This window comes from uncultured Thomasclavelia sp., assembly GCF_944324745.1.
Lineage (GTDB): Bacteria > Bacillota_I > Bacilli_A > Erysipelotrichales > Coprobacillaceae > Thomasclavelia.
Map to the genome: position 1 here is coordinate 12,830 of NZ_CALUXO010000086.1, position 20,722 is coordinate 33,551.

At 31.2% G+C, this 20,722-nt stretch carries 23 protein-coding genes; 15 read left to right on the forward strand and 8 right to left on the reverse strand.

Annotated features, from left to right (window positions below; translation table 11 throughout):
• Positions 1–11: 11 nt before the first annotated feature.
• The 3 genes from Q0K54_RS12275 to Q0K54_RS12285 are packed head-to-tail and all read left to right on the forward strand — an operon-like array spanning position 12 to position 1,812.
• Complete coding sequence (locus Q0K54_RS12275) at positions 12–335, forward strand: hypothetical protein (protein WP_294581638.1); 324 nt, start codon at positions 12–14, stop codon at positions 333–335.
• 15 nt (positions 336–350) lie between these two features.
• Positions 351–986: a class I SAM-dependent methyltransferase gene (locus tag Q0K54_RS12280; RefSeq protein WP_294581640.1), complete on the forward strand. Its 636-nt coding sequence runs from the start codon at positions 351–353 to the stop codon at positions 984–986.
• A 10-nt stretch (positions 987–996) separates the two neighbouring features.
• Positions 997–1,812 (forward strand): aldo/keto reductase, encoded by an 816-nt coding sequence (locus Q0K54_RS12285; protein ID WP_294581642.1) that lies wholly within the window; start codon positions 997–999, stop codon positions 1,810–1,812.
• 45 nt (positions 1,813–1,857) lie between these two features.
• On the opposite strand, the gene Q0K54_RS12290 is transcribed toward Q0K54_RS12285, so the two are convergent.
• Positions 1,858–2,742, reverse strand: a complete 885-nt coding sequence (locus Q0K54_RS12290) for a MurR/RpiR family transcriptional regulator (RefSeq protein ID WP_294581644.1) — start codon at positions 2,740–2,742, stop codon at positions 1,858–1,860.
• Positions 2,743–3,080: 338 nt separating this feature from the next.
• Between Q0K54_RS12290 and Q0K54_RS12295 the strand changes: the two genes are divergently transcribed.
• Together Q0K54_RS12295 and Q0K54_RS12300 are read left to right on the forward strand one after the other, a co-directional pair.
• Positions 3,081–3,293 carry a hypothetical protein gene (locus Q0K54_RS12295; RefSeq protein WP_294581646.1) on the forward strand — a complete coding sequence of 71 codons (213 nt, stop codon included), beginning with the start codon at positions 3,081–3,083 and terminating at the stop codon, positions 3,291–3,293.
• A 181-nt stretch (positions 3,294–3,474) separates the two neighbouring features.
• The gene (locus Q0K54_RS12300) at positions 3,475–4,236 is read left to right on the forward strand and encodes a DeoR/GlpR family DNA-binding transcription regulator (protein WP_294581648.1); all 762 of its coding nucleotides are present in this window, start codon (positions 3,475–3,477) and stop codon (positions 4,234–4,236) included.
• A 42-nt stretch (positions 4,237–4,278) separates the two neighbouring features.
• Here Q0K54_RS12300 and Q0K54_RS12305 read toward each other — a convergent pair whose 3' ends face one another.
• Positions 4,279–4,428 carry a hypothetical protein gene (locus Q0K54_RS12305; protein ID WP_294581649.1) on the reverse strand — a complete coding sequence of 50 codons (150 nt, stop codon included), beginning with the start codon at positions 4,426–4,428 and terminating at the stop codon, positions 4,279–4,281.
• 494 nt (positions 4,429–4,922) lie between these two features.
• Between Q0K54_RS12305 and Q0K54_RS12310 the strand changes: the two genes are divergently transcribed.
• Positions 4,923–5,741 (forward strand): Cof-type HAD-IIB family hydrolase, encoded by an 819-nt coding sequence (locus Q0K54_RS12310; RefSeq protein WP_294581650.1) that lies wholly within the window; start codon positions 4,923–4,925, stop codon positions 5,739–5,741.
• 286 nt (positions 5,742–6,027) lie between these two features.
• On the opposite strand, the gene Q0K54_RS12315 is transcribed toward Q0K54_RS12310, so the two are convergent.
• On the reverse strand, positions 6,028–6,264 hold the full coding sequence (locus Q0K54_RS12315) for a type II toxin-antitoxin system prevent-host-death family antitoxin (RefSeq protein ID WP_294581652.1): 237 nt from the start codon (positions 6,262–6,264) through the stop codon (positions 6,028–6,030).
• 453 nt (positions 6,265–6,717) lie between these two features.
• Between Q0K54_RS12315 and Q0K54_RS12320 the strand changes: the two genes are divergently transcribed.
• Genes Q0K54_RS12320 through Q0K54_RS12330 form a run of 3 tightly spaced genes read left to right on the forward strand, consistent with a single transcriptional unit; the run spans position 6,718 to position 10,674 of the window.
• Positions 6,718–9,072 (forward strand): formate C-acetyltransferase/glycerol dehydratase family glycyl radical enzyme, encoded by a 2,355-nt coding sequence (locus Q0K54_RS12320; RefSeq protein WP_294581654.1) that lies wholly within the window; start codon positions 6,718–6,720, stop codon positions 9,070–9,072.
• Positions 9,059–9,976 (forward strand): glycyl-radical enzyme activating protein, encoded by a 918-nt coding sequence (locus tag Q0K54_RS12325; protein ID WP_294581656.1) that lies wholly within the window; start codon positions 9,059–9,061, stop codon positions 9,974–9,976. Before Q0K54_RS12320 ends, Q0K54_RS12325 begins: the two co-directional genes overlap by 14 nt.
• Positions 9,977–9,993: 17 nt before the next feature.
• The gene (locus Q0K54_RS12330) at positions 9,994–10,674 is read left to right on the forward strand and encodes a fructose-6-phosphate aldolase (RefSeq protein WP_294581658.1); all 681 of its coding nucleotides are present in this window, start codon (positions 9,994–9,996) and stop codon (positions 10,672–10,674) included.
• A gap of 143 nt (positions 10,675–10,817) precedes the next feature.
• On the opposite strand, the gene Q0K54_RS13805 is transcribed toward Q0K54_RS12330, so the two are convergent.
• From Q0K54_RS13805 to Q0K54_RS12350, 5 genes are all read right to left on the reverse strand, one after another.
• Positions 10,818–11,096 carry a PfkB family carbohydrate kinase gene (locus tag Q0K54_RS13805; protein WP_374011463.1) on the reverse strand — a complete coding sequence of 93 codons (279 nt, stop codon included), beginning with the start codon at positions 11,094–11,096 and terminating at the stop codon, positions 10,818–10,820.
• A complete protein-coding gene (locus tag Q0K54_RS12335) occupies positions 11,084–11,230 on the reverse strand; it encodes a hypothetical protein (RefSeq protein ID WP_294581660.1) in 147 nt (48 codons plus the stop codon). Before Q0K54_RS12335 ends, Q0K54_RS13805 begins: the two co-directional genes overlap by 13 nt.
• A 13-nt stretch (positions 11,231–11,243) precedes the next feature.
• Positions 11,244–11,615 carry a PfkB family carbohydrate kinase gene (locus Q0K54_RS12340; protein ID WP_294581662.1) on the reverse strand — a complete coding sequence of 124 codons (372 nt, stop codon included), beginning with the start codon at positions 11,613–11,615 and terminating at the stop codon, positions 11,244–11,246.
• A gap of 173 nt (positions 11,616–11,788) precedes the next feature.
• Positions 11,789–12,145, reverse strand: coding sequence for a flavodoxin family protein (locus tag Q0K54_RS12345; RefSeq protein ID WP_294581663.1), 357 nt, complete (start codon positions 12,143–12,145; stop codon positions 11,789–11,791).
• Positions 12,142–12,360 carry a flavodoxin family protein gene (locus Q0K54_RS12350; protein ID WP_294581665.1) on the reverse strand — a complete coding sequence of 73 codons (219 nt, stop codon included), beginning with the start codon at positions 12,358–12,360 and terminating at the stop codon, positions 12,142–12,144. Before Q0K54_RS12350 ends, Q0K54_RS12345 begins: the two co-directional genes overlap by 4 nt.
• Before the next feature lie 240 nt (positions 12,361–12,600).
• On the opposite strand from Q0K54_RS12350, the gene Q0K54_RS12355 reads away from it, so the two are divergent.
• From Q0K54_RS12355 to Q0K54_RS12380, 6 genes are all read left to right on the forward strand, one after another.
• Entirely contained in the window at positions 12,601–13,584 is a 984-nt protein-coding gene (locus tag Q0K54_RS12355) for an aldo/keto reductase (RefSeq protein WP_294581666.1), read from the forward strand.
• 131 nt (positions 13,585–13,715) lie between these two features.
• On the forward strand, positions 13,716–15,044 hold the full coding sequence (locus tag Q0K54_RS12360; protein WP_294581668.1) for an MATE family efflux transporter: 1,329 nt from the start codon (positions 13,716–13,718) through the stop codon (positions 15,042–15,044).
• Positions 15,045–15,178: 134 nt separating this feature from the next.
• Entirely contained in the window at positions 15,179–16,054 is an 876-nt protein-coding gene (locus tag Q0K54_RS12365) for a DUF3737 family protein (protein WP_294581670.1), read from the forward strand.
• A gap of 124 nt (positions 16,055–16,178) precedes the next feature.
• On the forward strand, positions 16,179–17,066 hold the full coding sequence (locus Q0K54_RS12370; RefSeq protein WP_294581672.1) for a LysR family transcriptional regulator: 888 nt from the start codon (positions 16,179–16,181) through the stop codon (positions 17,064–17,066).
• A 92-nt stretch (positions 17,067–17,158) separates the two neighbouring features.
• Positions 17,159–17,473 (forward strand): hypothetical protein, encoded by a 315-nt coding sequence (locus tag Q0K54_RS12375; RefSeq protein ID WP_294581673.1) that lies wholly within the window; start codon positions 17,159–17,161, stop codon positions 17,471–17,473.
• Between the two features lie 149 nt (positions 17,474–17,622).
• On the forward strand, positions 17,623–20,550 hold the full coding sequence (locus Q0K54_RS12380; protein ID WP_294581675.1) for an MBL fold metallo-hydrolase: 2,928 nt from the start codon (positions 17,623–17,625) through the stop codon (positions 20,548–20,550).
• Positions 20,551–20,722 lie beyond the last annotated feature (172 nt).

The following is a 20,722-nucleotide window of genomic DNA, read 5'->3' on the forward strand; positions in this document are numbered from 1 at the left end:
GAGGTTATCAGATGAATATTGGTGGTATGGAGCCGGGGCAGGCTTTAGAGTATATGAAAAATAATCCTGATTTGGTTTTAATTGAATGTACTGAGCCGGAGTGGAAGTTAAATCAAAATTTTGATGGTTCCCTTTATATTCCTTTTACGTTAATGGATGAGCGCTTTAATCAAATTCCTGCTAGTAAAAAGATAATTTTATATAGTGAAGATGGTAATACTTCAAAACGAGGTTATGAATGGTTGAAAAATAAAAAGATGGATATTGAAGAGCTTAGTTATATTGATGGAATTCCTAAGATTTATGAATATAATAATTGGAAAAGACATCATTAAAAATGGGGGAGCATGATGAGTAAAGATAATAATCAACATTTATCAATGTGGAATGGCTGGTCTGGCAGTCGTCGGGGGATTCCTGTTTATGATTTATGGTTACAGGAATATTTGCCATTATTAAAATACGATGAAATGATTTTAGATTTAGGCTGTGGTATTGGGGCTAATACCCGATATTTAATTGAACAGGGTTTTCAGGTTTTATCATGTGACTATTCTTTGGAAGCTTTAAAAAATGTTAAGGAATTTATTAAAGGAAGTCAAACTAAGTATTTGAATATGAATGACCCCTTTCCATCTAATGATGATAGTTTTAAAGTGATTGTTGCCGATATTTCTCTACATTATTTTCTCGATACTAAAACGATACAGATCATGAAAGAAATTAGACGAATCTTGAAACCAGATGGAATTTTATTAGCTAGAGTTTCTAGTATTCATGATGCTTTTAATGTCAGCAATGATGATCCGGATTCTCGTTATCATGATTATGGCAGTTATGGCCAGCGTTATATGAATGAGTCTGATTTAAAACGTTATTTTGGTTTAATTGGTGATTTTGAATATCGTGAAGTAACAATGGTTAGAGATGAACCATATTACTGTCATCCTAAAAAATTATATCAATTAAAAGTTTGTAAAAGATAGGAGTAGAAAGATGGATATTAATACACGGGTGAAATTATGTTGTGCTACTAAGATGCCAGTTGTAGCTCTTGGAGTTTGGCAAAGTGGCACTAAAACTAAACAGGCCGTTTTAGCAGCATTAAAAGCTGGTTATCGTCATATTGATACGGCATCTTGTTATGGCAATGAAGCAGCCGTCGGTGAAGCAATTAAAGAAAGTGGTATTGATCGTAAGGAAATTTTTGTTACGACTAAGCTATGGAATGATGATATTCGTAGTCAAAATGTGCGCCAGGCTTTATTAGATAGTTTAAATCGATTACAATTAGACTATGTTGATCTTTATCTAATTCATTGGCCGGTCACTGGATATGTCGATGCTTATCTAGAAATGGAAAAGTTGAAAAAAGAGGGTTTAACTAAAAGTATTGGGGTATCTAATTTTCGTAAAGCTCACTTACAAAATTTATTGTCTAAAGTTAATAAAATTCCTGCTGTTGATCAAATTGAAATTAATCCCTGGATGCAAGATGAAGAAACCATTCAATTTTGCCAAGAAAATAAGATTGTTCTCGAGGCCTGGTCGCCACTTGGAAATGGGGCTTGTTTACAAATTAAGGAACTGGAAGTGATAGCTAATAAATATCATAAATCAGTTGCTCAGATAATTTTAAGATGGTTATTGCAAAGAAGAATCGTAGTTTTACCTAAATCGGTTCATTCAACTCGAATTAAAGAAAATATTGATTTATTTGATTTTAAACTAACTGATGATGAAATGACGTTGATAAATTCATTAAATCAAAATCATAGAACCGGACCCGGTCCTGATAATTTTGATTTTTAATAAAAATACCTGTGAACTAGTTTAACTATGCTCACAGGTTTATTTTTAGAAATCATCTTCCTTAATTATATCGATTGTAGAAAAACGGCCTTTTTCAATCATTGATGAAATCTTGGTCTTTCGTTCCACGTTTTGATCATAATTTAAAGCAAAAATACAAGAGAATAATAGATCTAAAATATATTCAAAAGAGATATCAGTAGAAAATGTAGCAATTTTGCTATAAAGCTTTTCTCTGGTACAAATTCTTAAAACAACATCAGCATTTCTGGATAGCGTATTTTCACCAATATTAGTAATAGCGATAATCGGAATCTGATTGGTTTTTAGAGCTTTGATAACTCGAGACAATATTGGAGTTTCGCCTGAATAAGACATGATAATGGCACAAGCAGTGCTATCAATATTAAAAGCACTATAAACTAATTCCCCTTGAAGGTTACAGATAGTGACCTTTTTTTGAATTCGTGACATATTATGAGCAAATTCTTGTGAAATTAATCCATTATTACTGACAGCAAATAAATAGATAGAACTAGTTTTTCTAATTGTTTGGACAGCTTTTTGCAAATCATCATGAGTTACTAGTGATAGAGTATCATCGAGAGCTTCTTTTTTTAAAGTAGCTAATTTAGAAGCAATTGACATAATTGTATCTTCATTGCTAAAAGGAAAGTTGGCATCAACGTCTAGAAAATGGGTTTGTAAATACTCTTCTTCTTTTAAATAAGCTTCTTTTAATTCATTCCATCCTTTAAATTTCATTTTATGAGCTATTCTTATTAATGTTGATGGTGAGGTATAAGTCGCATTAGCGATATCTTTGGTGGTCATTTCTTTAATTGCCATCTTTTTTTCTAAAATATAATCAATAATTGCTCGTTCACTATTGGAAAATTCACATCTTTCTAATCTTTCGCGTATTAACATTAACGTATCACCTCTAATTAATCTTAACACAATCTTTTTATCTTAGCTATTGGCAAAAGTGCTTTGATTATTGATACTATCAAACTTTTAAATCTGATTTTTTGAAAAAGCGGTTTTAATATTTTATCAACATTTATGATAAGATTTATTAATATGTTTGCTTTAAAATGATTATAAAAGTGAAGAGTTCGAATGAGTAAACAGGTATTTTTAAAATTGAAATGTTTAAAAATATGGGTGTTGTTACATCGATCTTTTATTTTAGCTTTTATTAGTATTGGAATTATTGGTTTGAACAGCTTTATTGATCTATATTTAAAAGTTTTGATTATCTAGGTATGAATTATGTAATTAAAGCCGGAATTTTTGGATATATACTAGTCTTATTTTTAGAGACATTTATTTATCGAAAAAATAATCAGAAACGAAGAAATACAGCTAAAATGATAAAAAGAATCTTTCGTTATCTTTATATGGCAATGTATTTAACTTTAATAATGCTTGATGTAATAGAAATAACAGTTTTTCTAGAAATGAGATGGAATTGGTAATAGATGGCTGGTTATTTATTTTGGTAATTGTCTGGAATATGGGTGAATTATGGCATAATCTATTATGGTGCTTAGTAAAAAGTAATAAAAAATTAACAAATATAAGAATTGTTATCTGGGTTGCTTTTCTTGTTTTTTATTGAATTTAATGGCATAATATTTTAAGAAAGGGGAAATCATTGTGTTGCAACAGGAACGTCATAATCAGATCTTGGCAAGATTGAACTTGGAAGGTCAGGTCCGTGTTAAAGATTTAAGTAAAGAATTTTCAGTTACTGAAGATTGTATTCGTAAGGATTTAAATATCTTAGAAAAGGCTAATAAATTGAAGCGAATTCATGGAGGGGCAACGTTAGTTCGACAGAATCTTCACACAATTAATGTTAATGATCGTCGTAATGTTCGTCTTGAAGAAAAGAAGCAAATTGCTTTAAAAGCAATTGAGTTAATTAAGCCTGGAACAATGATTTTTTTAGATATTTCTACAGTTACTTTAGAAATTGCTAAGTTAATTTATCAAAGAAATTTAAAAGTAACGGTTGTTACTAATATGATCGATATTTTAGAAATCTTTACCCATGAAAGTAATGTGGAACTGATTTTTATTGGTGGTCAGCTGAATAAAGTTCGTGATGGTTTTATTGGTTTGGCAACCTTGAATCAATTACGAGAATATTATTTCGATTTGTCTTTTTTAGGAGTAGTTGGAATTGATATATATAGTGGTTACGTAGCTACTTATGATACTAATGATGGTCTGACAAAAAAGGAAGTTATTAATGGTAGTCGAAAATGTTATTTAGTTGGAGAATCAGCTAAATTGAATTTAGATGGTAATTATTTATTTGCTAAGATAAGTGATTTTACTGGTTATATTTGTGAAAAGCAGTTAGATAATAAAATTGAAAGGAAAATAAGGGATTATGGAATAGAAATCATCTAAGATGATTTCTATTTTAACTTCAACTTCTATTAACGTTATATATTATTGTTTTGGAGGAATATCATATGATATTCTACTGTTAGAACTGATTGAACTGTTATCAGTAGCTACAATTTCCATTGAAGGATTTAATAAATTAAACGCTTCATTTAACTTTTGAGCAAGAGGTACAAAGAAATTAGCATTTGTCATTTTTATTATATTGCTACGATTACAAAACCAAAGATATAGATAAAAACAAGTGCATTATGATTTTAATAATCATTATATTAAAGTAAAAATTCTGATTGAATGGATCAAGGCTAATAACAAGGTATTAAATAACGAAATTAAGATAATATAACTTAATAATCAGGAAGATTAGCTATACTTCCTTATTGAAAGATAGAAATTTACTGGTCGCAGGAGTGCTTGGTAATAATGTTCTTGCTCAAATAGACTTGCACTGGTAACTTCAAAGTCTGAAAGTGATGTACGATTACTAGCTAAACTTGGTAGTAAAACCTCACGTGTTTGCCCGTGGAAGTAGTCAGTAAAAAGGAAATATATTATCATTATTAAATCTTCAATGATGGATATCAATGACAAGAATTTATCATGATAGTTTAAATAGCTTTTTTTAATTAAATTAGATGTTAAGATTAAGACATCATAATAAATGAGTTTAAGCTAAATAAGAGGAGAAGATGAAAAAAATTAAAGCAATTATGTGTGATGTTGATGGAACATTATTAAATAGTCAACAAGTAGTATCACCTCGAACGATAGCAGCAATTAAAAAAGCTAGAGAAAAAGGAATTTTGTTCGGCCTTTCAACGGGTAGAGATGTCAATAGCGTTAAAACACTATTAAAACAATGGGGTATTGATGGTTTGGTTGATAGCATTGTTGGTACTGGTGGCGCAGAAATTTATGATTATGTTTTAAACGTTGACAAGCAGAGTTATCCATTGGATGGAGCTTTAATTAAAGAAATTATTGAACATTTCCAAGATATGGATGTCAATTTTGCTATTCCTTGGGATGGAATTTTATTTGCGCCTAAAGATGATCGTTTAATTCAAGAGTTAGCTACAGCTGATAAAGTTCCTTATCAAGTAGTTGATTTTGATGAGTTTTTAAAAGAACCACGACCAAAACTAATCATTGTTTGTGACCCAGAAAAAATGGAAACTGTTGTTGCTAGAAGTAAAACCTTTAAAAATGATCAATATAAATGTGCTTCTTTAATAACTGCAAGCACTTTATTTGAATATATGGATCCGCGGATTTCTAAAACATACGGATTAAAACAAGTCATGAAAATGCATGATATTGAAATGGCAGAATTATGTACTTTTGGTGATGCCGATAATGACTATGATATGACTTTAAATGCTGGTGTTGGGGTAGTGATGGCCAACGGTAGTGAAAAAACCAAAAGTGTTGCTGATTATATAACTGATGATAATAATCATGATGGAATTGCGACATTTATTGAAAAATATATTTTAACTGATCAATAGTTAATTCCCAATTCGTAAAGGGTCGTTGCATCTGTTTGACTTTTGGTAAAAAATCTCAAAGAAAGATAATAATATTTTCTAAAGAAAAAAGAAACCATTCTTTTAAGCTTTTAAAGATTAATGGTTTCTTTTTTTATGTTACATAATCTATTTATAAATATTGTTATAATCATATTTATGTGATGCAGCGTTAAATCCAGCCTCAGCATATTCATATCTTTTATGCCATCAACTACCACCAGTTTTCTTTATCGATTTTGAGTGAAGTTTTATAGCTTTTATTTAATCATTTAGCAAGCTGAAAAAAAGTTTCTATATTTTCATCAAGAATTCTATCTGCTGTTTTATCTATTTTTTGTTGTAATTGCCAATTAGATATCAGTTTTTCATAATCCTTAAAATTCAAAATAACAAATTTTGGTTTGTTGTTTTTCGTAACAATAGCTATTCCCTCTTTTTCCACAATACTAGATGCTTTTGAAAAATTGTTATTGATCTCTGATGCAGAAATTAATGTATTCATACTAACACCTCCTATGTGTATTATACGAAATTATACTATTATAATAAACAATATAATTTAACGATTAAATAGTTTATCAAAAAAAGAAATAGCATTATTAGCAAGAAAAACCACTACATTTTGTATCTCAAAACCTATTATTGAAAATGGTGATTCACCATTAAAGCTTCATTAAAAATCCAGCAGAATTTTGATTATTTTGATTAATGATAAAAAATAGTTCATAAATACCAATATCAATATCCAAGAAATAGCAGATATCTTAAAAAGAAGTGTTTTTGCCTATAACAAACAAGTGAAACAAGAGTTATTGCCTAAATAATCAGTTCAATTTCTTGTTTTTATTAAAAATATTATTGAAAATTATTGTTTACACTTGAAAATAATAATTTATATCGTATAATGAAGATGTAATAAGAAAAAACAATAAAAAATAATAAAGGAGAAGGAACGATGTTTGATTTAAAAACTAGTGATCGAATTGAAGTATTAAAAAATAAGATGCTAGATGCGCCACGTTATGCTTCGATTGAACAAGCTAGAATCATTACGCGGATTTATCAAGAAAATGAAACACTATCAATTCCTAAAAAAAGAGCCTTATCACTAAAAGCAGCATTGGAAGAATTAGAAATTAGTGTTGAACCAGAAGAATTAATCGTTGGTAACCGTACTAAAGGAGTACGTTCTGGTGTTGTTTTTCCTGAAAGTGGTTGTTCGTGGATCGATAGGGAGTTTGAAAGCTTACCAACCCGTCCTCAAGATCAGTTTTTAGTTGATCCAGCTGATATTCAAGAGTTTCGAGAAACTATCTATCCGTATTGGAAAGGTAGATCAATGGAAGACGTGATCAAAGATAACTATGGATTGCAAATTGAAGCTATTGCCAAAGTTGTTAAAATCAATCAAAAAGATCATGCCCAGGGACATATTTGTCCTGATAGTCAGTTATGGCTACAATTAGGCCCACATGGTTTAATGGACCGAGCTGTTAAAAAAATGCAGATATGTGATAATAGTCAAAAAGAATTTTATGAATGTGTTATTCTGGTCATGCAAGGAGCGATGAATTTCATGGTTCGCTATCATGATTATATTGATAAAATGCTGAATACTGTAGATAAAAAATATCAGGAGTCATTAAAAGAAGTCAGCCGTAGTTGTTTAAAGCTATCAAAACAGCCACCAGAAACTTTTCATGAAGCTATGCAGTCATTATGGTTTTTATTTGTAATCTTGCATATGGAATCTAATGCTTCTTCTTTTTCGCCAGGACGAATGGATCAGTATTTATATCCATATTTAAAAAAAGATTTAGATCAGGGCAGACTGACCCTGGAGACAGCATTAGAAATTATTGAATGTTTATGGTTGAAATTTAATCAGATTGTTTATTTAAGAAATCAAAATAGTGCTAAATATTTTGCCGGTTTTCCAATTGGTTTTAATATTGCTATTGGCGGCGTGGATGAAGATGGTAAAGATACTTATAATGATTTATCAATGTTATGTCTAAAAGCCCAGTATGATCTAGGTTTACCACAGCCAAACTTATCAGTTAGATTGAATAAGAATTCTTCACATGAATTAATGCAGGCAGCAATTAAGGTAGTGGCTAGAGGTAGTGGTATGCCACAGTTTTTCAATGATGAAGCCATAATTCAACCATTGATTGACGATTTAAAGATTGATCAAAAAGATGCTCGAAATTATGCTATCGTTGGATGTGTGGAACTTACGACGCATGGAAATAATTTAGGCTGGTCTGATGCAGCGATGTTTAATTTAAATAAGGCCTTGGAACTAACATTAAATAATGGAAGATGTTTATTAACTAATCAAAAAATTGGGTTGGATTTAGGAAATATTGAAACCTATCAAACCTTTGAACAATTAGAAGCGGCCTTTAAGCAACAGATTGATTATTTTATTGATCAAATGATGAAAGCAGAAGTTGTCGTAGAAAAAGCCCATCAGGATTGTTTACCAACAGCCTTTTTATCAAGTGTAATTGATGACTGTTTAGATAAAGGACTAGATGTCACTCGAGGTGGTGCTAAATATAATTTATCAGGAACCCAAATGATTCAAATTGCAAATCTGGCTGATTCATTAGCGGCAATCAAACAATTAGTTTATGATGAAAAGATGATTTCTAGTCATGAGTTACTTGAGGCTTTAAAAGCTGATTTTAAAGGACATGAAATTACTCAGACAATGTTATTAAATAAAGTACCAAAATATGGTAATGATGTGGCCTGGGTTGATGAACTGGGAGCTAAATGGGCTGGTTATTTTAGAAATCGAATGAACGATTATACTAATTATCGTGGTGGTCCTTATCATACCGGGATGTATACTGTCTCTGCTCATGTGCCGATGGGGGAAAATGTCGGAGCTTCACCTGATGGACGAAATGCAATGACTCCATTAGCTGATGGTGGTATGTCACCGGTTTATGGTCGTGATATGTCGGGACCAACAGCGGTTTTAAAATCGGTATCACGAATGAAAAATTCATATACTACTAATGGTGGTTTATTAAATATGAAGTTTTTACCAGAATTTTTTAATACGGAAACGGGAATGCTGAAATTTGAAAATTTCTTAAGGGCCTTTGTCGATTTAGAAATACCACATATCCAGTTTAACGTTGTTAGACGTGAAGACTTGATAGATGCAAAAATTCATCCAGAAAGACATCGTTCATTAACTATTCGAGTGGCTGGCTATACGGCTTATTTTGTCGAACTGGCTGGAAAGTTGCAAGATGAAATAATTGAGCGGACGAGTTATGACAATATCTAAAGCACTAGTATTTGATATCAAGCGCTTTGCCATCCATGATGGCCATGGACTTCGAACGACCATCTTTTTTAAAGGGTGTCCGTTAAGATGTAAATGGTGTCAAAATCCTGAAGGGTTATCATCGAAACAACGACCAATTTATTTTGAAAATAGCTGTATTCATTGCAAATTATGTCAAAAAGCAGCCTATACTAATCAAATGATTTATAAAAATAATCGTCCTTATTTTAATCTTAATTATGCTGGAGGGTTTGATAATTTGATCAAAGCTTGTCCTAGTGGGGCAATCCGTTATGATAGCTATGAATATGATCTTGATGGTTTGATGACCAAGATTAAAGAAGACCGGGTCTTTTTTCGGGAAGATGGTGGGGTCACTTTTTCTGGTGGTGAGCCCTTAAATCAAGGTGCGTTTTTACAGGCAATATTAAAAAGATGTCATGAAGAAAATATTAATACAGCAATTGAGACATCATTATATGCTTCAAAGGAGTTAATAAAAAGCATTTTACCGTTTTTAGATTTAATTTATATTGATTTAAAAGCTTTTGATGAACAAAAACATTATGAATTAACTGGAGTTTCTTCAAAGTTGATCAAAGAAAATATTGAGTATGTTTTAACAAGCGTACATAAAGACAAAGTAATTATTAGAACGCCTTTAATTCCCACGATGACAGCTATCGATGATAATATCAGCGCTATCAGTAACTTTTTAGTTAAGATTGATCCGGAAGTTAAATATGAATTATTAAATTATAATCCCTTAGCAGAAGCTAAATATGAACTGGTTGATCAAGAATATGGGTTAGATAAATCATATAAAATGTTTGATTTAAAACAAATGCAACATTTCTATGATATAATAAATGAAAGTGGTTTGAAAAATATTATAATAGAATAAAAAGGAGATATGATTAAATGGAATTTATAATTGATACTGTAAATTTAGATGAAATTAAAGAAGCGGTTGAATATATGCCAATTGCTGGAGTTACTAGTAATCCTTCAATCGTTAAAGCAACAAGTCCTAAAGATTTTTTTGAACATATGCGCCAGATCCGTGAAGTGATTGGAATGGAAAAAAGCTTACATATTCAAGTTGTTGCTACTACATGTGATGAAATTATTAAAGAAGCTAAACGGATCGTTAAAGAAATTGATGATCTGGTATATATTAAAGTACCGGTATCCTATGAAGGGATTAAAGCAATTAAAGAATTAAAAAATCGCGGAATGAATGTAACAGCTACTGCAGTATATGATTTAATGCAGGCTTATATGGCTTTGGCAGCTGGAGCTGATTATATTGCTCCATACGTTAATCGAATTGGTAATTTAGGAAGTGATCCTTTTGAATTGATTGCGGAATTATCAAATCGAATTGAAATGGATAATTATGAATGTAAAATTTTAGCAGCTTCATTTAAAGGGGTGCAACAAGTTCGTGATGCATTTAATCATGGTGCTCAAGCAGTTACAGCTCCTGTGGCAATTTTAAAACAGATTTTTAATAATCCTAATATTGAAAAAGCTGTTAATGATTTTAACCAAGACTGGTATTCAGTTTATGGTGAAGGTAAAGGAATCTGTGATTTATAATTTTGATCAGGCCTCATTAATATAAATGAGGCCTGATTTTTTTTGATATTAAGATAGCTTCCTGATTAGTTTTTTTCAGCCGATTTCGACTTCTTCACTATTTACAAATACCATTGAAGCACCATTATAAACAATTTTTTTAGCTACAAAGATTTGTGCATGTTGCAAGGCTTTGATTGGATCCATCTTCTGACTATAAAAATGAATGAAGCAAATGAAACATCACCAGCACCAATAGTATTAACGACTTTGGTAACTTTGGCTGGTGGTAAGAGAAATGTTTGATCGTTGCTATGAATATATAACATGGCTCCATAAGCTCCTAAACCAATAACACAAATTGAAAAAGAATATTTTTGTTTTAATTTTTCAATAAAACTTTCTGGGGTCCCTGGCAGTTGTTCGTTGCTTAAAAATAAAATGTTAGCAGCTCTAAAAAATCTTGATTATAAGTATCATCGATTTGATTTAAGACCTGGACATCAGTTGCAATCAACTTATTCATTGCTTGAGCAGCTTTTAATAATGATTGATTAAAATCAATGTTGCCGGTCACGACTAAGTCGGCTTTATCTAATATCGAATAATAATCTTTGTTTTTGAAGATTTTTTAAATCACTATAAATTTGGCGACGCCCATCTTTGTCATATAAAACAATGGAAATTGGTGTTTGAGCTAATTTATCAATAAAAACGACATCAAGTTGCTCGTATTCAATTTGCCAAACAAGTCGCATTCCTTCTTTGTCGTTACCATGATAAGTAAGCAATGTCGGTGCATTTCCTAAAACGGTCAGAGCTTTAGTTAAATTATAGCCGACCCCACCAACATGAGATTTAATTCCAAAGAATGGATAATCTACGGGATAATATTTAATTGGAAATTGTCGTATGACAACTGTTGTTTCAATATTAATTGAACCTGAGATTAAAATATTCATGATTATTCCTTTAAGTAATTTAAATAATTTTACCATACTGATAATTATTAATCTATTTAAATAATCTGGGTTAAGAATTCTTCTAGTAACTACTATGGAATATTAGATTCAATAATGATTATTTGACTACTTATATTTGAATTTTCAGAAAATCAATCAAAAATATTTAATAGCTAATTTAAAGCTTGTAATAAATCAGCTAAATTAGTTCCTAAAGATTGCATAGTCGCTAGACCTTGTTTATCCTGAGTAACTTCACCTGGTAATTGGCCATAGGCAATTGGAAAATAGGATCCTCCGACAATAAACATTTCTTGCAACAAGAAAAAGTGATTAATGTTATCAACGACATTTAAAGCACCACTTCTAAAGGCAACGCTTATCGCACAGCCAGCTTTATGCTTGAATAAGCAAAGCTTTCGATTCATATCTAAAACAACTGAAGCCCGTTCTAATAGTGCTTGAAGAGCAGCGGACATATTACCTGTATAAACCGGTGAAGCTAAAATAATTCCATCTGCAGTTTTCATCTTATCAAATATTTCATTAAAATCATCATTATCAAAAATACAATTGGGTTTTGATGGCAGTTAAAACAGGCCCGACAGGGATTGATTTTTTTATTGGCAAGTGGAATTAATTCTGTTTCAATTCCTGCTTGATTTAGCTGTTTAAATATTTCATTGATTAAGATCATCGTATTACCATTTAAACGACTACTTCCATTAATTGCAATAACTTTCATTACATTCTCCTCCATTTAGATTAGTTTTCTTGATTAAAATTATAATAGTAATTAGTAGTAATGCTAAATGGTTATTATTTATTACTAGTTATAGAAAAATAGAATATCTGTACAATATTTTTTAATGCCTTAAAGGTATTAATTGTATTTAATATAGATATTAGACATTTTCTATCGGTTAACATAAAATATAAGTGTCAAGAAAAGAGAATTAATAATTTAGAAAGGAATGTTAAGAAGATGGAAAAAAGAGAGTTAGGTGAAAGTGGTCTAGTTACTTCAAAAATGGGATTTGGATGCATGGGACTTAATTATCATCGGGGTCCAGCAAAAGATCGTAATGAAATGATTAAAGTAGTTCATGCAGCAATTGATGCGGGAATTACGATGTTTGATACAGCGGCTGTTTATGGTCCTTATACTAATGAAGAGTTAGTCGGTGATGCTTTAGTTGGTTATCGTGATCAAGTCCAAATTGCCACTAAAGGTGGTTTTAAAATTGATGGATTAGCTAATGAATTAGATAGCCGTCCTGAATCACTTCGTAAACAATTGGAAGGATCTTTGAAAAGATTAAAAACTGATTATATTGATTTATATTATATTCATCGAGTTGATCCTAATGTTCCAATTGAAGATGTAGCAATGGCCATGAAACAATTTAAAAAAGAAGGATTAATTAAACACTGGGGATTATCAGAAGCTGGAGTTGAAACAATTAAACGTGCTCATGCCGTGGAACCATTAGCGGCGGTTGAATATGAATATTCAATGTGGTGGCGTGAAATTGAAAAAGATGTTTTACCAGTTTTAGAAGAATTAGGAATTGGTTTAGTTGCTTATAGTCCTTTAGGAAGAGGTTTCTTAACTGGTAAACTGGATAAAAATATGAAATTTGGTGAAAATGATAATCGCGCCGATTTACCTAGATTTACTAAAGAAGCCATGGAAGCTAATCAGGTCGTTGTTGATTATATTAATGAATTAGCGACTAGTAAAAATGCAACAGCTGCCCAAATTGCTTTAGCTTGGGTTATGGCTCAAAAACCATGGATCGTTCCAATTCCTGGTACAACTAAAATCAGTCGAATTGCGGAAAACGTTAAAGCAACTGAAATTACTTTTACTGATGAAGAAATGGCTAATATTAATGGAGCTTTAAGTAAAATTGAAATTGTTGGTGATCGTTATCCAGAATCTGAAAAGAAAAGAACTGGTAATTAACAAGAGTGAGAATTTCGCTCTTTTTTTGTAACTTATTATATGCTTTTTAAGCATTATAAAGATTTATTATAGGCATTAGATATTTTAATTCTTTCTTTTTATAATATAGTTGTTAAGAAGGAGGAATCAAAATGTTATTTTCAAATCAATCGTTAAAAAAGCTTATCTGGCCATTAATTATTGAACAGATTTTAGTCATGATCGTAGGAATGGCGGATACAATGATGGTATCTTATGTAGGCGAAGCGGCTATATCTGGGGTTGGATTGGTTGATATGGTTAATAATTTAATCATTACTGTTTTATCAGCTGTAGCCACTGGGGGTGCCGTAGTAGTTTCCCAGTATATTGGTAGTCAGGATTTAAAAAAGGCCAAGTTAGCTTCAGGACAATTAATCACGGTAATGACTGTTATTTCAGTAGTTATTATGATTTTTTGCTTAGTGTTTTATCAAGGAATTTTAAGTTTATTTTTTGGTTCGATTGAAGCTGATGTTATGCAGGCGGCGATTACCTATTTTATCATTACAGCTTTGTCATTTCCGTTTTTAGGAGTTTACAATGCTTCATCGGCTTTGTTTAGATCAATTGAAAAGACTAAAGTGACAATGTATGTTTCATTATTGATGAATGCAATTAATATTGTCGGTAACTATATTGGGGTTTTTATCTTACATGCCGGAGTAGCTGGGGTGGCGGTACCAACTTTAGTTTCGCGGATTGTCGTTGCCATTATTATGCTAATCATGTCATTTGATCATAACCACAAAGTATATCTTACCTTTATGAATATTAAAACATTTAATCTGGTAATGATTAAAAAAATCTTACAGATAGCTATTCCTAATGGAATTGAAAATGGTTTATTTACTTTAGGTCGTGTTTTAGTTACTAGTATTGTAGCTTTATTTGGTACTAGTCAGATTGCGGCAAACAGTGTTGCAGGCAGTGTTGATCAAATCGCAGTGGTAGTTGTTAATGCGATTAATTTGGCCATTGTAACGATCGTCGGACAGTGTATCGGGGCTGGTGATGATAATCAGGCCAGCTATTATATTAAAAAGTTGATGAAGATTTCTTATGTGGTAACAGCCATAATTGGTGGTGTGGTTATTTTAGGATTACCATATATTTTAAATCTTTATACTCTTTCTAATGAGGCTAGAAATTTTACTTATATTCTAGTTATTATGCATAATGTTATGGCTTTTGCTTTACATCCAACTTCATTTGTTTTACCAAATGGTTTAAGAGCAGCTGGCGATGTTAAATATTCGATGTTTGTTGGAATTGGTTCAATGTTAATATTTCGTTTAGGAGCAGCATATTTATTTGGAATCGGTTTAAACCTGGGAATTATTGGGGTTTGGATTGCCATGGGATCTGATTGGTTATGTCGTTCGGTATTGTTTATGATTCGTTTTATTAGTGGTAAATGGAAAGAATTTAAAATTATTTAGAAGATATGCTTGTCAGGCATATAAGATGATAAAAAACAAGTATTAGACATATAAATAAATTCGGTTTAAGATAATAGTGTCAAAAGAAAAGATAATAGATACAAATATAAATTTTTAAGAAGGAAAGTGAAAATATGAAAATTGAAAATCAACGTTTTGATGAAGAAAGAGCATTATATGGTATTCATGATAGTGAAGTAGTTAATTGTGTTTTCGAAGGTCCTCAAGATGGAGAATCACCATTTAAAGAAACTCATGATATTACAGTTGATTCATGTTTCTTTGCATTAAGATATCCATTTTGGCATGTAAACCATGGCAAAATATTAAATACTGAAATGACAGATTTATGTCGAGCTGCTTTGTGGTATGATCATGATGTTACAATTGAAAATAGTAAGCTACATGGTATTAAAGCAGTAAGAGAATGTCACAATGTGACATTAACTAATTGTGATATTATTTCACCAGAATTTGGCTGGATGTCAGATCATTTAAAGTTAGAACATTGTAAATTAACTGGGGAATATCCATTTTTAAACAGTCATCAAATTGAATTGAATCATTTTGAATTAAGTGGTAAATATTCATTCCAATATGTTCATGATATGGTAATTAGAAATTCATATTTAGATACTAAGGATGCTTTCTGGCATAGTAAAAATGTTACAGTTTATGATAGTGTTGTTAAAGGTGAATATCTAGCTTGGTATAGTGAAAACCTAAAATTAGTTCGTTGCAAAATCATCGGTACCCAACCATTATGTTATGCCAAAGGATTAGTTTTAGAAGATTGTGAAATGATCGATACTGATTTAAGCTTTGAAAAAAGTGAAGTACGCGCTAAAGTTAAAGGAAATATTGTCAGTGTTAAAAATCCAGAATCTGGTTATATCTATGCTGATAGTATTGGTGAAATTATTCTTGATCAAGATACTGAATGTCAAATTCAAAGCTGCAACATGACACAATCAGATCAAGGATGTCAGAATTGTCTAGCTAGTAATTAAAAGTATTCAAAGATTCAAAATGTCACATTTTGAATCTTTTTGTTTAATTGGACATAATTGAATAATCAACTATTTAATGATAAAATTGATTAAATAAAATAATCAACAGTGGAGGTGTTTGTTAGTGGAAATAAGAGTTTTGAAATATTTTTTGGCAGTTGCCCGAGAGGGAAATATCACTAAAGCTGCTGAAATTTTACATATTACCCAGCCTACTTTAAGCCGTCAGTTAATGCAATTAGAAGATGAATTAGGGGCTGCTCTATTTATTCGTGGTAAACGAAAAATGGTATTAACTGATACCGGAATGTTATTAAAAAGACGGGCTGAAGAAATTGTAAGTTTATCAGAAAAAACTGAGTTAGAAATCAGTAATCAGGGTAATGATGTATCTGGTGAAATTGTTTTGGCTTGTGGTATTACGGAAGCCACTAATACGATGGGTAAATATATAAAGAAATTTAAAGAAATGTATCCAGATGTTACATTTAAAATTCGTAATGGTAATACTGATTTTATTGTTGAGGCCATCGATAATGGTTTAGTTGATATTGGTTTTGTAATTGAACCGGTTGATTTAGAAAAATTAAATTTTTTAAGAATGAATAAACTGGAGACCTGGGGAATTTTAATGAACAAAGATGCGCCATTAGCTAGTAAAGAATATATTACCGTAGATGACTTACTAACAATTCCGCTAATTAATACCGCTAGAGTTGAAACCCAAAATCAGTTAAAGAAATGGATTGGCAGTGATTATGAGCGCCTAAATTTTGCTGCGGTATCTGAATTATCGACGACAGCGGCAATCTTGGTAGAAAATGATATTGGGTATGCGATTATTATCGAAGGTTCTATTGAAAATGTGGTTGGATCTAATTTATGTTTTCGACCATTGTATCCGAAGATGACAACGACTTCATTAGTAGTATGGAAAAAGTATCAATCATTTGGCTTTACTATAACTAAATTTATTGATTTTATTTCTAAAGAAATAAAGGAAAAAAGATAGTAAATCATGCTTAAAACACATTAAATGCATTTAAAATGAGTATTAGACATATTGATAAGCTTCTTTTAAAATTAAGGTAAAGGAGATTTAATATGGATTGTTTTGGGTTAAAAGAGAGTTTTAAGATTGCTTTAAGTGATATTAAAAAGTTAGAAAAATTGGGTTTATTGGACGGTGTTACTTGCCAAAAAGGACAGTATCAATTTAATGATGAAGATATTAGAAAAATTGTGGAAATGATTTATTTTTTAGATATGGGGTTTGATGAAGATAGTTTAGTTGAATATTATCGTAATCAAAGTAATCAGGTAAATATTTTAATCAAAGTAAGAAATAATATGTTAAAGCAGCTTCATGAAAGTCAAAAGAAATTAGATAGTGTTGATTATTTGATCAATCATAAATAGGATGGTAAATAATTATTGTTTACCATTTTTTTACATATAAATCACTATTTTTTATATTTATGTGATAAAAAAGTAAAAAATTGTTCTTATTTTAGGAAGAATGGAAGCGCTTTAAATGATATAATTATCACCAAGGAGGATTGAAAGAGATGTACAAAAAATTCAAGAAATTTTTGATTAGTTCATTATGCCTGATGTTTGCATTAGGTGGTGTTAGTGCTATCTATGCAATCGAAGATGACTCTAAAGTACCGGAAATTGCCGAGTTTCAAGTCGGTGATAATGCCTTTTTGGCTGATCTTCAAGACGATGGATATGCTGAATTAGGAAAGTATAAAGTTGAAAAGATCAAAGATAATATTTATCACTGGGATGAAGGAACGACAGCTCTTCCAGGTGGTGCTTATGATGATGAGGGTAATATGAACAACCCATCTTCAATGTATTTTATTGTTGAAGATAATGATGTAATTTTAGTGGATCTAGGTAATGGAGCTGCTAAAGACAGTGAAGATGAAGCAAATGCTAAAACAATTGTTGAATCGATGGTTGGTGATAAACCATTAACTATTTTAATTACTCATAATCATGGTGATCATACTGGTTTTGGTACTTCAACAGCCGTATTTGAAAATATTAATGTTGAAGAAGTTTATATCAGTGAACCAGATTATGATGGTGCTGTTACAGCTTTACAACAGTTTGTTGATAAAGGAATTGTTAAGACAGTTAATCATGGGGATACTGTAACTATTTACGGTAATCCATATCAATTTTATGTTGTTGGTGCTCATACTGAAGGTTCTTTGATGATCAAAGATACTACTCATGAAGCTTTATTTATTGGGGATACTTTTGGTAGTGGTTTTGTTTGGGCGTTATGGGCAACTAATAATGGTAACCCAATTGCTGCCTTAAATGAAGGATGTACATTAGCTCGTAATATCATGAATGAAATGCCTAATGCGGTTATTTTAGCTGGACATCGCTGGCAACAGTTTGATGAATCTAATGCTCAAAGACCAGAAGAAATGACAATTCAATATTTCAATGATATGGCACAAGTAATTACGGGATTATCTGATGGTACAACTATTCAATCACCATATGATGCCGTTGCTTGGGCTAGTGATGCAATTGAACTTTCAAGTAATGGTGCTAAAGCTAAAATTGATACTTTACCAGAATTTGTGGAAACATATCTGGAATCAATCAATACTATGGATGAAGCTTATATCTATAGTGCCAGCAATTTATTAAGCATTGAATCTAGTAATGCTACTGCTGCTGCAACATTTATTGTTTATCCCGATGGTTATATGAGTGATGAGGAAGCTGAAACTTATATTGTTGATTCAGGTATTAAAGAAGTTGTAGATCGTAGTGCTAGCAGTGTTTATGTAGCTAGACCAGAAAATGGACAAAGCTTTACTGCTGAAGATGTTGCTGGTTTTGAAGCAATCGTTAAAAAAATCAGTACATCATGCAATATTAAATTAATTGGTATTGGTGATGGGGCAACTTTTATTAACCAAAATCTGACTGGTTATATGAATTTTGTCGCTGGATTAGCTTTAATCAACCCAGAAGAGGGGGCTGATGTTAATGTTTCGGTTCCAACATATTTAGTTACTGATAACCAAAATATTGTTGATAAATATGTTAGTGCTAATAGCGCAAGTGAAGTAAGTGCTGGATATTATCAAAATCCTGAAAGTCATTATGAAATAGTAGTAGTCAATAATGATACATCTGTAAATGCTGTTACAGCTACTCAAGATGCATGGAATCAAGTATTAAATAAATTTGGTCGGATTGGAAATTATAGTGATGTTTATAAAGAAACAGCTACTTGGTATTCAAGACCATTAATTACTGGAAATACTGAAGTTGATCAAGCTAGAAAATATCAATATTTTGATTCAATCGATGCAATCGATAATATTAATCGTACTGTGGTAACACAAGATTTAGATAACGATGGTATTGATTCATTATGGTATGAATATATTCCAGAACAATCAGTTAATGCTGCACAAGGATCAGTTCCAGTAGTTGTTTTATTCCATGGAAATACAAACGATCCAAGAACTCAATATGATACATCTGGTTGGGCTCAAATTGCCAGCGAAGAAGGAATTATCTTAATTTGTCCAGAATGGCAAGGACATACATATCAAGGATATACTTATGATCCAATGACTGATGATTCTAATGAAACACCAGATTCTGATGTTATTACAATGTTAGAAATAATTGAAGAAAAATATCCACAAATCGATACATCAAGAATTTATGCATCTGGTTTATCAGCTGGAAGTAGAAATACGACAAATATCTGTTTATCAAACGCTGATGTCTTTGCAGCTGGTGCTGGTCATTCAGGTCCATTTGGAGCTAGTGATACAAATAAAGAAATGGTAGCCCAAAATAAAGATAAATATGATATGCCAATCATTTTCTTCACTGGTGATGGTGATGAATATTGTAAAGATGCTTTCGATACTACAGAAATAAATGCAGGTTTACAAGTAGCACAATTATATCAAGAATTAAATGATATGGATGTAACTCAAGCTGTCGACCCAGACTTTGCATATTTATATGGTGTTCCATGGACCACTCATTATACAATTGAAGCTAATGCTGAAAATATTGCAAAAATTGATGTTGGTGTAATTGAAAATGCTAAAGGTGTTGAAATTTCAATGGCACGTATCTATGGATGGGGACATTGGAATTATTATCCTGATGCTAAGTTGATGTGGGAATTCATGAGTAAATATGCTCGTGATTTAGAAACTGGAGAAACTATTCGTTTAGATTTACAAACTCCAGAAAATCCTGATGATTCACAAGATCCAAATACTCCAGTAACCGATCCAAGTGGTTCACAAGATCAAACTACTACCACAAATCCTGATGATTCTGGAAATGTGACTGCAGCTAAGCCATCTTCTAGTGCAGTACGTACTGGTGATGATATGTTAATTGCTCCATATATTACAGCAATTGCTTTGGCAGCTGGTGCTGTTGCTGTATTTACAGTAATTAAAAAGAAAAATAAAATTTCTTAATCTAGTTGAAAGGTAGATATTATTAATTTATCTACCTTTTCTTTTAATATCTGTTAATTATCAATAGTTATGTTTATTAAAAAAGAATTAATGTAATTCATATGCCATTGAATCCTTATTATTTATGATTTATAATACATATTTATAGAAATATTAATGATATTGGTACAGT

What these genes read in the sequence shown, in the direction of transcription:
- Q0K54_RS12295 (WP_294581646.1), top strand. Translation starts at nt 3,081, where the DNA reads ATGAATTATGTAATTAAAGCCGGAATTTTTGGATATATACTAGTCTTA.
- Q0K54_RS12315 (WP_294581652.1), bottom strand. Translation starts at nt 6,264, where the DNA reads ATGAATACATTAATTTCTGCATCAGAGATCAATAACAATTTTTCAAAA.
- Q0K54_RS12345 (WP_294581663.1), bottom strand. Translation starts at nt 12,145, where the DNA reads ATGAAAACTGCAGATGGAATTATTTTAGCTTCACCGGTTTATACAGGT.
- Q0K54_RS12365 (WP_294581670.1), top strand. Translation starts at nt 15,179, where the DNA reads ATGAAAATTGAAAATCAACGTTTTGATGAAGAAAGAGCATTATATGGT.
- Q0K54_RS12305 (WP_294581649.1), bottom strand. Translation starts at nt 4,428, where the DNA reads ATGACAAATGCTAATTTCTTTGTACCTCTTGCTCAAAAGTTAAATGAA.
- Q0K54_RS12290 (WP_294581644.1), bottom strand. Translation starts at nt 2,742, where the DNA reads ATGTTAATACGCGAAAGATTAGAAAGATGTGAATTTTCCAATAGTGAA.
- Q0K54_RS12355 (WP_294581666.1), top strand. Translation starts at nt 12,601, where the DNA reads ATGGAAAAAAGAGAGTTAGGTGAAAGTGGTCTAGTTACTTCAAAAATG.
- Q0K54_RS12275 (WP_294581638.1), top strand. Translation starts at nt 12, where the DNA reads ATGAATATTGGTGGTATGGAGCCGGGGCAGGCTTTAGAGTATATGAAA.
- Q0K54_RS12340 (WP_294581662.1), bottom strand. Translation starts at nt 11,615, where the DNA reads ATGAATATTTTAATCTCAGGTTCAATTAATATTGAAACAACAGTTGTC.
- Q0K54_RS12330 (WP_294581658.1), top strand. Translation starts at nt 9,994, where the DNA reads ATGGAATTTATAATTGATACTGTAAATTTAGATGAAATTAAAGAAGCG.
- Q0K54_RS12320 (WP_294581654.1), top strand. Translation starts at nt 6,718, where the DNA reads ATGTTTGATTTAAAAACTAGTGATCGAATTGAAGTATTAAAAAATAAG.
- Q0K54_RS12325 (WP_294581656.1), top strand. Translation starts at nt 9,059, where the DNA reads ATGACAATATCTAAAGCACTAGTATTTGATATCAAGCGCTTTGCCATC.
- Q0K54_RS12360 (WP_294581668.1), top strand. Translation starts at nt 13,716, where the DNA reads ATGTTATTTTCAAATCAATCGTTAAAAAAGCTTATCTGGCCATTAATT.
- Q0K54_RS12375 (WP_294581673.1), top strand. Translation starts at nt 17,159, where the DNA reads ATGGATTGTTTTGGGTTAAAAGAGAGTTTTAAGATTGCTTTAAGTGAT.
- Q0K54_RS12285 (WP_294581642.1), top strand. Translation starts at nt 997, where the DNA reads ATGGATATTAATACACGGGTGAAATTATGTTGTGCTACTAAGATGCCA.
- Q0K54_RS12380 (WP_294581675.1), top strand. Translation starts at nt 17,623, where the DNA reads ATGTACAAAAAATTCAAGAAATTTTTGATTAGTTCATTATGCCTGATG.
- Q0K54_RS12350 (WP_294581665.1), bottom strand. Translation starts at nt 12,360, where the DNA reads ATGAAAGTTATTGCAATTAATGGAAGTAGTCGTTTAAATGGTAATACG.
- Q0K54_RS12310 (WP_294581650.1), top strand. Translation starts at nt 4,923, where the DNA reads ATGAAAAAAATTAAAGCAATTATGTGTGATGTTGATGGAACATTATTA.
- Q0K54_RS12280 (WP_294581640.1), top strand. Translation starts at nt 351, where the DNA reads ATGAGTAAAGATAATAATCAACATTTATCAATGTGGAATGGCTGGTCT.